The organism is Algoriphagus mannitolivorans DSM 15301 (genome assembly GCF_000429425.1).
GTDB lineage: Bacteria > Bacteroidota > Bacteroidia > Cytophagales > Cyclobacteriaceae > Algoriphagus > Algoriphagus mannitolivorans.
In genome coordinates this window covers 253,612-266,284 of sequence record NZ_AUBV01000008.1, presented here as the reverse complement: position 1 = coordinate 266,284, position 12,673 = coordinate 253,612, and the positions used below count along the sequence as shown (strand labels likewise).

The window sequence follows — 12,673 nt, the reverse complement described above, 5'->3', positions numbered from 1 at the left end:
AGTCCGGGAGTGGGGAATAAAAAATCCCCGACAAATTGCCGGGGATTTTAATTAGAGAAATTTTTAAACAAGGAATTTTTGAAATCGTAAATCAGAATCCGCCAGAGTTTTTAATAAGAAAGAATCCAATTAAAATTATACCTGTTAAAATTGCTCCTATTTTATTTTTTATGAAGTCCCCCATTAGATTTTGCTTCTTATACAGGTAGAAAATTAAGATTTGGATTAGAATACCAAAAAATAAGATTAACAAGGAAATCGAGATTGACTTAAGGAAAAATCCAATATATATCAAAACTATTAGCAAGAAAATTGAGAATTGTTCCCATTTTTTAATTGAATCCATAAACATTAATTTTCCTTTTATAAGTTTTTGAGTTAGAGAAATTAATTAAAAGGTTCACTGCACATTGAATTTGAACTAAATATATCGCCTGATTTTTGATCTTGTCAATATTAAACGAATAAATTTTTTAATAGTAATGACCAGTTTAAAATAAAAAATCCCCGACAAACTGTCGGGGATTAGATAAACATTTAGGGTTATTAAATCCTTGATCATTTTAGATCATCTCTACACTTCGCTTCACGAAGGCAGTCAGATCTTTGCCGGTCAGCAAACCTTGTGAAAGCTTAGCCAAGTCGAATGCCTGCTTGGCAAGCTTCAATTGGGCTTCTTCTCCTTCAGCTTTGAGGATCTTATCGACTACAGGATGGTTGCCATTGATGGCGACTTTGTAGCTGTCTGGCAGGCTGCCGTAGAAGCTCATAGGTCCGCCACCAGTCTGTGCCATATCTTTCATTCTGCGCATCCACTCTTCCATGGTGATGGTTACCGGAAGTTCCTCAGGACTTAGCCCTTCGATTTCCACGGAATAGGATTTATCCCCAATCGCCTTTTCAAAGACTTCCTTCACTTGCTTGCTTTGGTCTTCAGTCAGGAGATTGGCATAGCTGTCTTCTTTTTGGATCAGCTTTTCCACTACATCCGCATCGACACGTTTCATTTGGGTTTTCTCCAACTTGGTCTCGATATGCTGGATAAAGTGGCTGTCGATCGGAGAGTCTAGCACCAAAACATCGTAACCTTTCTTGTTTGCAGAGTCGATAAAGCTGTCTTGCTTGTTCAGATCCGTCGCATACAAGAAAATCACCTGATCGTTTTTGTCCTTTTGGATTGCCTTTACTTTCTCGGTGTACTCGTCCAAAGTGAAGTATTCGTTCTTGGTGTTTTTCAGCAGCGTAAATTCTTTTCCTTTTTCGTAGAATTTATCTTCGGAAATCATCCCGTACTTCACAAAAAGGCCGATGTCATTCCACTTTTCTTCGTAAGCCTTCCGGTCTTTTTTATACAGTTCGCTGAGCTTGTCAGCGACCTTTTTGGTGATGTAGTTGTTGATTTTCTTCACATTGCCGTCGGCTTGCAAGAAGCTTCTGGACACGTTGAGCGGAATATCCGGAGAGTCGATCACCCCATGAAGCAACATCAGGAATTCAGGTACGATGTCCTTCACCTCGTCGGTGATGAATACCTGACGGCTGAAAAGCTTGATTTTATTGCGCTGAAGCTCGAATTCATTCTTCACTTTCGGGAAATAAAGCACCCCGGTGAGGTTAAACGGATAGTCCACATTGAGGTGAATCCAGAAAAGCGGATCCTCGCTCATGGGATACAGACTCTTGTAGAAAGCCAAGTAATCTTCATCCTTTAGGTCACTTGGAGACTTGGTCCAGATCGGGGAGGTGGTGTTGATGATATTATCCACTTCCACGGACTTCCATTTCTTTTCTCCTTTGTCATCGACTCCGTCTTCTACGGATTCGGATTTGGTGCCAAACTTGATCGGCACAGGGAGAAACTTGCAGTATTTGTCTAGAATGCCTTGAAGCTTCCACTTATCCAGGAATTCTTCAGAATCCTCATTGATATGCAGGATAATGTCTGTTCCGCGTTCCTTTTTCTTGCCTTTTTTGATTTCAAACTCCGTACTTCCATCGCAAGTCCAAATCGCTGGTTCGGCTCCGTCCTGATAGGAAAGGGTGTGGATTTCCACATTTTTAGCCACCATAAAGGCGGAATAGAAACCCAAACCAAACTTACCGATGATCTCATTGGCGTCTTTGGCATCCTTGAATTTCTCCACAAACTCTGTTGCTCCGGAGAAAGCAATCTGATTGATGTACTTTTTGATCTCCTCGGCGGTCATCCCGAGTCCTTTGTCAGAGATGGTGATGGTTTTCTTTTTCTCATCAAACGCTACCTCCACGGTGATGTCTCCCAACTCGCCTTTGTACTGACCTAGCGTAGCCAGTCGTTTGATTTTTTGGGTGGCATCGACGGCGTTGGATACGAGTTCACGGAGGAAGATCTCGTGATCGGAGTACAAGAATTTCTTGATAATCGGGAAAATGTTCTCGGTATGGATCGAGATGGTACCTTTTTCCTGCATGGTATAAATCGGTTTAGTAGTTACAAAATATTGACAAGAGGACCTTATCAATGCCTGTTCCAAGTAAGGAAAAGTGACAAGATGGCATTTGAAGGTTGCCACAAAGGCACAAAGCCACAAATAATAATTGAGCAGAAACCAGTCTCAGTTGGCAGAGTTGAAAGTCTAATGGATTAAGTGAGAAAGCTAAAAAAAGTTGCCAGTGGGCAGTCGCAGTTGGCAGAATAAATAAAGATTTATCTTGCACGAGATACAATAGCAATAAGCTACCAGCGGTCGCAATATATCTCAACCTCCTATATCTTTAAAAATATCTGCAAAGCTATCTTTTATCCGTGTTTATAGTCAAACTCCAATGGGTCCGGATACTCAAACTCAAAGCCCGTACTCAAAATCTTACTGGAATCAATCAATCGATCTTTGCCTTCCGGTTCATTTTGGTAGCTGGCTGGAGGAGCTATCCCCAGTTCGCTTGCATTTTTCTCATAAATCTCCCTCCGAAGGGGATGAATGGGAGCCACTCCATTGAAAGTTTGATTCCAAAGGCCTTTTTCTATAATCCAGGCAATGATCCTTACCGCATCATTTTGATGGATGAAGTTTACACGGGTATGTCCGGCCACATTTTCCTTTCCTGAGAAATATTTCCCTGGAATCCTTTCCTCACCCATCAAGCCTCCAAACCGGATAACAGTCAAGTCAAATTTTCTTTCTGCATCCATCATCTTCTCGGCTTTGAGAAGGATATCATTCCCGGTGTTTTCTAAAGTGATGGGAAAATCTTCTCCATATTCTTCCTCAGAAACCATCTCAGGATAGATCCCTGTGCTGGAGACAAAAACGACTTTTTGGATAGAGGACTGGTCAATCAGGGCCCGCAGGTATTTCAACTGTTCCCGATGAAAAAGTCCATTTCCCGATCGGGTTCGGGGAGGGATATTGACCACCAAAATTTCAGATTGGAAAAGTTTATTAAAGCCAACGCCTTCAGGATGGGGATTGAGGGAAAACCGGAGTGCTTCAAGGCCTTTTTGGTTCAGCTTGAATTGTTTCTCAGCAGAAGTAGTAGAGCCTAAAACCTGAAAACCCTTTTCCTGAAGCAAAATTCCCAAAGGTTGTCCGATCCAGCCTAGGCCGATGATGGAAATACTTTTCATTTTTATGTTATTGATTCTTTTCGAAACCACTGATTGAGCACTTCATTATTCGATATTTGACTTTTAAAATTTCGAATATCGAATGTTGAATAATGAATATCGAAGGGTTTTTTTGTAAAAGCGTTTTGGTGTCTTTGCACCTTCGTGGCAATACCTAAACAAAAAAACCTCCCCGAAGGAAGGCTTTTTTTAGTCTTTTTTAGGCATTGTCCCCAAAAGGAAGTCCCAAAGGGGTGAGCTTACGCCAAAAGAAGTATCCGGATCTTTGTAATGGTGAATGGCATGATTTACCCAAAGTACCTTGAAGAAATTCTTTGGGGGATTGTAGGCATGCACAATGTAATGCACTCCCAAATAAGCAGTGTAGCCCAAAAGAAAACCCGGCAGGAAGTATAAGGCATAATCTCCCATAATCAAGGTAAATACCAAATAGAAGATCGCAGCATATGCGGCGCTCACGAAAGGAGGCATCGCCAATCTATCCTTATCTTTTGGGTAATCATGGTGCACGCCATGTACGGTGTACTGCAGTTTATCCTTCAAAGGAGTATCAGGCTCCATGTGGAAGAAATGCTTATGCATCATGTATTCCACGAAAGTGAAAGCAAAAAGACCCGCAAATAGCACCAGGAGGCCTTTGCCCAACGGGATTTCGGTAGCGGTATATCCATAATAAAAGGAGACCGATGAAATCGCCATGAATAGGGTAATCGGCACCAGAATATGGGTTCTGGATATTTTTTCCAAAATAGGATTAGAAAACATCTTGGCAGAACCGAAGTTGTCGGGCTTATCCAATCTTCCAATCTTTTTCATAGGTATTTAATTCTTTGAATTTATTTTCACTGGTTATTAACCGCTACAAAGGTAACTTGTTTTGGGTTTAAGTGGTCAATAATCCAAATGATTTAGCTCAGGCTTAGGCCATTTTAAGGGTGGAGGCTATGGTCTTTTCATAGTATTCCACATACTTGGGCATAATCTGGTGAATATCAAATTCTTTGGCACGAGCCAAAGCACGCTCTTTAAAGCCCGGAAGATTTTTCTCATCCAAGATAAATTTTGCCTTGGCGGTCATGTCTTCAACATCTCCCACGGCACAAGCGAATCCTGTCACACCATCCAAATTGAGTTCCGGAATACCTCCTGCATTGGAAGACAACACCGGCACTTCACAGGCCATTGCCTCTAAAGCAGCGAGGCCAAAACTCTCTTTTTCTGAAGGCATCAAAAACAAGTCTGCCACGGAAAGTACTTCCTCGACGGCTTCCAGCTTACCCAAAAACCGGATATCGTCACAAGTTCCCAGAGTCCTGCATAGTCGCTCCATTCTGTCCCGCTCAGGGCCGTCACCTACCAAAAGAAGTTTGGCAGGGATGGTTTTTCGGAGTTCATAGAAGACATGGATCACATCTTCTACCCGTTTTACTTTTCTGAAATTGGAGGTATGAACCAAAAGCTTTTCTCCTTGAGGACAAATAGCCAGTTTAAAATGGTCTTTTCGCTGCTTTTTGAATCTTTCCAGATCTATAAAATTGGGAATCACCTCAATCTCCCGCTTGATATCAAAATGCTCGAATGTTTCTTTTTTCAGATCTTCTGAGACGGCTGTAACTCCGTCTGATTGATTAATGGAAAAGGTTACCACTGGCTCGTAGCTGGGATCTTTTCCCACCAATGTGATGTCTGTCCCGTGAAGGGTAGTCACCACCGGAATCTGAATTCCTTCTGTTTTTAAAATCTGCTTGGCCATGTAGGCTGAGGATGCATGAGGAATTGCATAATGCACGTGCAGGAGGTCCAAATTTTCATATTTGACCACACTGACCATCTTGCTGGCAAGTGCAAGTTCATAAGGAGCAAATTCAAAAAGCGGGTAGCTTTTGATATCCACTTCATGATAAAAAAGATTTTCACTGAAAAAGTCCAGCCTCATGGGCTGTTTGTAGGTGATGAAGTGCACCTCATGGCCTACTTTGGCCAGACCTTTTCCGAGTTCGGTGGCTACGACACCACTACCACCAAAGGTGGGATAACATACTATTCCTATTTTCATTAGCTGCCGGGAGGGCTAGTTTGACTTGCTTTTAAACACGCTTGATAAGTGATTTTGTTCAAAATTTAATTTTTTAAATGCGCTTTACTCAAAATATTTCTGGGCATTTGATCACTCTTTTGGTTTTGGACTTCCAAAATGCTGCTTATTTTCCCGATAGAAATAAGCATAATCTATGAAAAACTCACTTTTGATTTTTGGGATGGCAGGCCTTCTTCTGGCATGCCAGCCCAAAGATGCCTCCCAAACCGGGAAGGAAACCCAACTTTCTGAAGACCGATGGGCGAATAATCCATGGCCTAAAATCCGAAAGAAACGAATCAACCAACTTTTGCCGGAGGCTTTGAAGAATTCCGGAGTGGATGTATGGCTGGTGGTCTGTCGGGAAAATTACAATGACCCGATTGCCACCCATGTAGGAGGGGAAAATGCAAGTGGGACTGCTGCTTTTCTATTCTACAACGATGCAGAGGGCTTTCATTCCTTGGTTTTTTCACCTGATGGAGAGGCCACCGCTTTGGATGAATTGGATATTCATGAAAAAGTGGAGCGGGTACCGCGGGGAGAGTCGGCTCTGGCAAAAGCAGTGGATTTCATCAAGCAAAAAGGATTTAAAAACGTGGCTGTCAATACCTCATCCTCCAATGAAATGGCGGATGGCATGACGCATAGCCAATATCAAGAATTAGCTCAATTAATGGGTTCGGATGCTTCTAAATTGGTTTCTTCCGAAGAATTGGTTTATGAATGGCTTTCCATCAAGTTGCCAGAGGAAGTGGAAATATTGACCCAAGCGGCTCAACTGGCCTCGGACTTCCAAGAGGAAGCTTATGAGATGATTGTCCCAGGAAAAACAACAGATGCGGAGGTTGCGAAATTTCTGAAGGCTAAAATGAAAGAATATGGAGTGACCGATGCTTGGCATCCTGATCAAAATCCAAATGTCAACTCAGGCCCGGATCGTGGGCATTCTCATGCTACCGACAAAGTCATCATGCCTGGAGACGTAATCCAAACCGATTTTGGAGTGAAGCTCTATGGAATTTGGGTGAGCGATATTCAGCGATTTGCTTATGTCCTGAAGGAAGGGGAGACTGAGGCTCCGGCTGAAATCCTTCAATATTGGGAAAATGGAAAAAATGGTAGCCGTGCAGCACTTGGAGCTATGAAGCCAGGAGTGAAAGGTGAGGATGTAGATCGCGCGCAGCGAGACTTGATGGATGCCAATGGATCCTTGTATGTGCCTTGGAGTACCGGGCATCCGGTTGGCTACGTGGCCCATGACGTCGGCCCGAATCTTGGTGGAGCAAGGTTGCAGACTCCAAGGCCTGCGGCACAAAAGATTTTAAAAGAGGGGATGGTCTTTGCTTTTGATGGATTTCACTGCTGGAAACAGGCAGACGGAACCGAAAAGACAATTTCTGTGGAAGAAATGGCGGTAGTCACTGCTGAGGGTGCCAGATATCTGATCACTCCTCAGGAGAATCTAATTTTGGTGGGGAAAAAGTAATCCTGAGACTGACTCAAAAAGGAAGTTTCCGCATAGAGACTTCCTTTTTTTTATTTCCTTTCCCCACAAGAATTCAGATACTTTATCTTTGGCCTTTGATTCAAAGCCACCGCACGTGTACAAGTCTATCCTCAAGCCGCTTCTTTTTCTCAAAAACCCGGAGTCAGCCCATCATTTTACTTTTGGGTTGACCAAGTTTTCGTTCAACTTTCCAATTTTAGCCCCAATCATCAAAGCCACTTTTGGATTGGAGGACTCCAAGTTGGAGCGGGAAGTTTTTGGCCTAAAATTCAAAAATCCTATCGGCTTAGCAGCTGGATTTGACAAAGATGCCAAGCTGATCGATGAAATGGCGATGCTGGGTTTTGGATTCATTGAGATCGGCACCTTGACTCCCAAGCCTCAGGATGGGAATCCCCTTCCCAGGCTATTCAGACTTCCTGAGGATGAGGCTCTGATTAATCGAATGGGGTTCAATAACGGCGGAGTGCTAGCGGCGGTAGAGCGCCTAAAGAAAAGAAAATCCTCTGTGATCGTAGGAGGAAACATCGGGAAAAATAAACTGACCCCCAATGAGAATGCAGTGGACGATTACCTCTTTTGTTTGGAGGCATTACATCCTTATGTGGATTATTTTGTGGTAAATGTAAGCTCTCCCAACACACCCAATCTTCGGGATTTGCAGGAAAAAGAACCTTTGAAGCAATTGCTTTTAGCAGTAAAAAGCGCAAATGATCAAAAAGACAAGCCTAAGCCCATTTTGTTGAAAATTGCTCCTGACTTGAACGATGGGCAATTGGATGATATCATAGAAATCGTCAAGGAAACCCAAATCGACGGAGTCATCGCCACCAATACGACCATCGACCGTTCAAAATTGAGCACAAGCAAAGAAGAAGTTGAGGCAATTGGAGCAGGAGGAGTCAGTGGGAAGGTACTAGCCAACCGGAGTACCGAAGTGATCCGATACCTTCATCAGAAGTCATCAGGAGCATTTCCGATTATCGGAGTAGGCGGGATTTTCTCTCCGGAAGATGCCATCGAGAAGCTACAGGCAGGAGCAAGCTTAGTTCAAGTGTACTCGGGCATGATTTATGAGGGACCAGACTTGATCAAACGAATAAAGAAAGGACTTCTGGCCTATTTTTCCCGGTAAGTTGTCTTTATCTGGCCTTTTGGCTAAACTTAAAAGTACTTTCCCTTAAATGGCATCAGCACCTTCTAAAACCAATACTTTCCGAAAGAAATCCGAGCAAGCGAAGAAAAGCTCTGATAAGCCCAAAGGGCCTTCCTTTTCTTTTGGAACAGTAAAATTCAAGCAGCTTTCCCTGGTTTTGGGACTTACGCTGATTTCTGTCAGTTTATTTCTACTGATTGCTTTTTTCTCCTACCTGCTCAATGGTCCTGCTGATCAGAGTTTAGTATTCAATAATCCAGACCAGGAAGTAAGAGAGGCAGCCCGGGAATCCCAAAACTGGTTGGGATATCTTGGTGCCCAAGCTTCTCATTGGTTGATTTACCGATGGTTTGGAATTGCGGCTTTTCTGATTCCTCCATTTTTGTTTCTGGTGGGTTTTCGATGGACCTTTAAGTTTTCTCCGATTTCATTGACGCGGTACTCAGTATTTGCATTGTTTTTCACCGCCTGGATTGGGCTTTTGACTGGCTATATCGTGATTTTGGTGGAGGGATATTCCTATTGGAGCTTTGTCTCCGGAGGATTAGGCTATGAGTTGGCCAGACTTTCCTCAGATTTTTTAGGAATGGGGACTTTCATTTTGATCGCCGCAGCCTTTATCATATTTGTCATACTGTTCTTCGGGGTGGATCAGTTGAATTGGTTTTCTCCCAAAGAAAATTCGGAGGAAGATTCGGAAGATTACGTTTCTGAGACAAAAGCCAGAAAGCAAAATCCGTTTCTTTCAGAAGATGATTCCGAAGAGGAAGAATTGGAGGAGGAAGATATCCTGGATGACGGTAGTAGCTGGGAAGTTAAGAAATCTACTCCTGAGCCCTCTGTAAAAAGCCCTGAATTGCCCTTTGATGTTAAAGACGATACCGAGCTAGAGGAAGATCTTTTTGATGTTCCGCAGGTGAATTTGCTGGAAGAAGGTCAAAATAAAAAGGAGGAGAAATCCCAAAACTTCACTGTCCAGAAAGCCACAGTGGAGGAAAAAACTGCTGCAGAAGTCGAAAATCTGGATCCTTACGACCCGACCTTGGATTTGCCGAGATACCAATATCCGACCTTGGATCTGCTCAATGAGTACGATGTGAAAAAAGTGACGGTAACCCGTCAGGAATTGGAGGAGAACAAAGACAAGATTGTCACCACTCTGAAAAACTTCCAAATCGGCATTCAGGGGATTCAAGCCACTATCGGGCCGACTGTCACCCTTTATGAGATCGTCCCTGAGCCAGGAGTTAAGATTTCCAAGATCAAAAACCTCGAAGATGACATTGCTCTAAGCTTGGCCGCATTGGGAATCAGAATTATTGCTCCAATTCCAGGAAAAGGAACGATTGGAATTGAAGTGCCCAATAAAAACCGGGAGCTTGTGCCTGCAAGGGCGGTGATCGGCACGGAAAAATTTATGAAGTCCGACAAGGATCTTCCCGTGGCTTTGGGTAAAACCATTTCCAACGAGGTGTTTGTGATGGACTTGGCCAAGATGCCCCACCTTTTGATGGCGGGAGCTACAGGTCAGGGTAAATCCGTGGGATTAAACATGATCCTTGCTTCCTTGATTTATAAAAAGCACCCTTCCCAGCTGAAATTTGTCCTAGTTGATCCCAAAAAAGTGGAATTAACCCTTTTTAATAAAATAGAAAGACACTTCTTAGCGAAGCTCCCAGGATCTGAAGAAGCGATAATTACCGATACCAAAAAGGTGATTTACACCTTAAATTCCCTCTGCATCGAGATGGATAATCGCTACAACCTGTTGAAAGATGCGGGCTGTAGGAATCTGAAAGAGTACAACGCCAAATTCATCGCACGTAAGCTGAATCCTGAAAAAGGGCACCATTTCATGCCTTACATAGTCTTGGTCATTGACGAGTTGGCGGACTTGATGATGACAGCTGGAAAAGAAATTGAGGGGCCGATTGCACGATTGGCGCAGCTTGCAAGAGCGATCGGTATTCACCTCGTGGTAGCGACTCAAAGACCTTCCGTGAATGTGATTACAGGGATCATCAAGGCCAATTTCCCTGCACGACTTTCCTTCCGCGTGACTTCCAAAATAGACTCCAGGACCATTTTGGACGCAGGAGGAGCGGATCAGCTGATCGGAATGGGAGATATGCTGCTTTCCCATGGCTCGGAAATGATCCGTCTGCAATGTGCTTTCCTGGATACTCCGGAAGTGGATTCTATTTGTGATTGGATTGGTGAGCAAAAGGGATATTCTTCAGCCTACATGCTTCCTGAGTTTGAAGGAGAAGACGGAGATGGTTCGGCTTCTGACGTGGATCTTTCAGATCGGGATCCTTTATTTGATGAGGCCGCCAAACTGATAGTTTTCCATCAGCAGGGAAGTACTTCTTTGATCCAAAGAAAATTGAAACTGGGCTACAACCGTGCAGGTAGAATTGTTGACCAGCTGGAAGCCGCTGGAATTGTTGGACCATTTGAAGGTTCCAAAGCAAGAGAAGTCCTGATCCAGGATGAAGCTAGTTTGGAACGGTTATTGAATAGTTTGTAAACGCTGTTTTAGTTAAACAAACAGCGTTTATCCATGAAATTTTCATTTTCCCTTTTCCTCGTATTCCTTTTGGGAATCATGGGCTTTGAGGCCCAGGCACAGAAAGATCCCAAAGCCAAAGTTGTCCTGGACGCCATGAGCCAGAAGTACCAAAATATGAAGGGGTACACGGCGGGATTCGACTATACTTATTCAGATGCCGGAGGAGCTGGTGACAGACAATCCGGTGAGTTGGCGGTAAAAGGAGCGAAGTATAGGCTAAAGCTACCGGATCAAGAGATCTTTAATGACGGAAAAACAGTCTGGACTCTTATCCAAACCGACACTTATAAAGAGGTGACAATCAATGACGTGACTCAAATGGAGGGTGAGCTGACTCCTTCTAATATTTACAAAATGTATCAAACCGGCTTTAATTACCGACTATTGGCAGACAAAACCTACCAAGGTAAATCCGTCAATGTGGTAGAGCTTATCGCCTTAAAACCAGATGCCCCCTTCAAGCAACTTAAGCTGATGGTTGACAAGACCACCAAAGACCTCCTAGGCTGGGAAATGTCCGATGGAATCGGCGGTGTCTTTTCTTATTCTTTTAAAAATCTAAAGGCTGCCCCAAACCTTCCTGAGGACTATTTTACCTTCGATCCCAAGAAATATCCCGGAATTGAAATCATCGATTTGAGGTAATCATTTCCCGTTTTTTTCAATCAAGCTCAACCAATTCTGAATCAATTCCAATCCGAATTCTGTGAGATACGCTTCCGGATGATATTGAATTCCCAAAATCGGAAGGTGACGATGTGCGATGCCCATGATTTCACCGGATTCGGTTTCCAGAATCTTGATCAGAGCGGGTGGAAGATCTATTAATTCCAGAGAGTGATACCGTGTGACTTGGAATTGTTCGGGTAAGTTTTGAGTCAGCGGGTGGGCTTGTGATTTTTTGACCCAATGTACCTTTCCATGGGTTGGAAAGGAGTTTTTAACCAACTTGGCTCCAAAAAACTCTCCGATAGCCTGATGCCCGAGGCATACTCCCAGAACCGGAACTTGATCATAATAGGTGTCCAGAATGGCCATGAGATTTCCGGCGGTACTGGGTTTTTCAGGTCCTGGAGAAAGAATCAGTCCCTGGAATTTCAGCTTGCTGATTTCCTCCAGAGAAATATCATTTCTGACGATTTGCAATTCCTCTCCTGTCTGTCGGATCAAATCTGCAAGGATGTGGCTGAAGGAATCAAAATTATCAATCAGCAGCAGCATTTCGGAATCCGGCTACAATCTCCTCGATGGTTTTCTGAACTTCCTTGATTTTGGGCACCAAAGGATCCAAAACCCAAATCACACCTGGAGCAAGAGGTTCTATGAAAGGGAGAAATTGGCTTTCTTTTTCCCATTCACGGGGCATTTTTAAGTCAAATTGAAAGGAAAACCAGATGAACAGACTGATAAAAAATCCAGTTTTGACAATGCCCAAAATGGCACCTGCCAAGCTATCCATTCCTCCTAGAAGGATCATGTCCATTATTTTTTTGAGGACCCATCCGGCCAGATTGACCAAGATCAGCGTGATCCCAAAAACGATCAAAAAAGCCATTATCGGGAAAGCGAAGGTCAGTTCGTCCAAGCGTTCCGCAAGCCATTTACTCACTGGATCCATGAAATAGAACCCCATAATTATGGCTAAAACAAAGCCTATGAGACCTACAATGCCCATTAAAAGGCCTTTTTTGTAGCCCTCATAGGCCCCGAGTCCTATCAGTATCAATATGACAAGGTCAATTGCCGGCAAC

The 12,673-nt window shown here is 43.5% G+C and carries 10 protein-coding genes; 4 read left to right on the top strand and 6 right to left on the bottom strand.

The genetic code is table 11. The features are described 5' to 3' along the window. Positions 1 to 563 precede the first annotated feature (563 nt). The 4 genes from htpG to bshA all read right to left on the bottom strand — a co-directional run bounded on the left by htpG (position 564) and on the right by bshA (position 5,663). Positions 564 to 2,450: a molecular chaperone HtpG gene (htpG, locus tag G458_RS0111140; RefSeq protein ID WP_026951987.1), complete on the bottom strand. Its 1,887-nt coding sequence runs from the start codon at positions 2,448 to 2,450 to the stop codon at positions 564 to 566. A gap of 329 nt (positions 2,451 to 2,779) precedes the next feature. Then, positions 2,780 to 3,607 carry a Rossmann-fold NAD(P)-binding domain-containing protein gene (locus G458_RS0111135; protein ID WP_026951986.1) on the bottom strand — a complete coding sequence of 276 codons (828 nt, stop codon included), beginning with the start codon at positions 3,605 to 3,607 and terminating at the stop codon, positions 2,780 to 2,782. A gap of 189 nt (positions 3,608 to 3,796) precedes the next feature. Further along, complete coding sequence (locus tag G458_RS0111130; protein ID WP_026951985.1) at positions 3,797 to 4,423, bottom strand: sterol desaturase family protein; 627 nt, start codon at positions 4,421 to 4,423, stop codon at positions 3,797 to 3,799. 103 nt (positions 4,424 to 4,526) lie between these two features. Further along, positions 4,527 to 5,663: an N-acetyl-alpha-D-glucosaminyl L-malate synthase BshA gene (gene bshA / locus G458_RS0111125; protein ID WP_026951984.1), complete on the bottom strand. Its 1,137-nt coding sequence runs from the start codon at positions 5,661 to 5,663 to the stop codon at positions 4,527 to 4,529. A gap of 175 nt (positions 5,664 to 5,838) precedes the next feature. Here bshA and G458_RS0111115 point away from each other — a divergent pair, with 175 nt between their 5' ends. The 4 genes from G458_RS0111115 (at position 5,839) to G458_RS0111100 (ending at position 11,567) form a co-directional block, all read left to right on the top strand. Next, a complete protein-coding gene (locus G458_RS0111115) occupies positions 5,839 to 7,173 on the top strand; it encodes a M24 family metallopeptidase (RefSeq protein ID WP_026951983.1) in 1,335 nt (444 codons plus the stop codon). 115 nt (positions 7,174 to 7,288) lie between these two features. Next, the gene (locus tag G458_RS0111110) at positions 7,289 to 8,329 is read left to right on the top strand and encodes a quinone-dependent dihydroorotate dehydrogenase (protein WP_026951982.1); all 1,041 of its coding nucleotides are present in this window, start codon (positions 7,289 to 7,291) and stop codon (positions 8,327 to 8,329) included. A gap of 49 nt (positions 8,330 to 8,378) precedes the next feature. Further along, a complete protein-coding gene (locus G458_RS0111105; protein ID WP_026951981.1) occupies positions 8,379 to 10,880 on the top strand; it encodes a DNA translocase FtsK in 2,502 nt (833 codons plus the stop codon). 33 nt (positions 10,881 to 10,913) lie between these two features. Further along, a complete protein-coding gene (locus tag G458_RS0111100) occupies positions 10,914 to 11,567 on the top strand; it encodes a LolA family protein (protein WP_026951980.1) in 654 nt (217 codons plus the stop codon). Here G458_RS0111100 and G458_RS0111095 read toward each other — a convergent pair whose 3' ends face one another. After that, positions 11,568 to 12,143 carry an anthranilate synthase component II gene (locus G458_RS0111095; RefSeq protein ID WP_026951979.1) on the bottom strand — a complete coding sequence of 192 codons (576 nt, stop codon included), beginning with the start codon at positions 12,141 to 12,143 and terminating at the stop codon, positions 11,568 to 11,570. It abuts the gene before it with no gap. Beyond that, on the bottom strand, positions 12,127 to 12,672 hold the full coding sequence (locus G458_RS21675) for a CvpA family protein (RefSeq protein ID WP_026952004.1): 546 nt from the start codon (positions 12,670 to 12,672) through the stop codon (positions 12,127 to 12,129). Before G458_RS21675 ends, G458_RS0111095 begins: the two co-directional genes overlap by 17 nt. Position 12,673: the final 1 nt, after the last annotated feature.

What these genes read in the sequence shown, in the direction of transcription:
- G458_RS0111115 (WP_026951983.1), top strand. Translation starts at nt 5,839, where the DNA reads ATGAAAAACTCACTTTTGATTTTTGGGATGGCAGGCCTTCTTCTGGCA.
- G458_RS0111095 (WP_026951979.1), bottom strand. Translation starts at nt 12,143, where the DNA reads ATGCTGCTGCTGATTGATAATTTTGATTCCTTCAGCCACATCCTTGCA.
- G458_RS0111135 (WP_026951986.1), bottom strand. Translation starts at nt 3,607, where the DNA reads ATGAAAAGTATTTCCATCATCGGCCTAGGCTGGATCGGACAACCTTTG.
- G458_RS0111105 (WP_026951981.1), top strand. Translation starts at nt 8,379, where the DNA reads ATGGCATCAGCACCTTCTAAAACCAATACTTTCCGAAAGAAATCCGAG.
- G458_RS0111100 (WP_026951980.1), top strand. Translation starts at nt 10,914, where the DNA reads ATGAAATTTTCATTTTCCCTTTTCCTCGTATTCCTTTTGGGAATCATG.
- bshA (WP_026951984.1), bottom strand. Translation starts at nt 5,663, where the DNA reads ATGAAAATAGGAATAGTATGTTATCCCACCTTTGGTGGTAGTGGTGTC.
- G458_RS0111130 (WP_026951985.1), bottom strand. Translation starts at nt 4,423, where the DNA reads ATGAAAAAGATTGGAAGATTGGATAAGCCCGACAACTTCGGTTCTGCC.
- htpG (WP_026951987.1), bottom strand. Translation starts at nt 2,450, where the DNA reads ATGCAGGAAAAAGGTACCATCTCGATCCATACCGAGAACATTTTCCCG.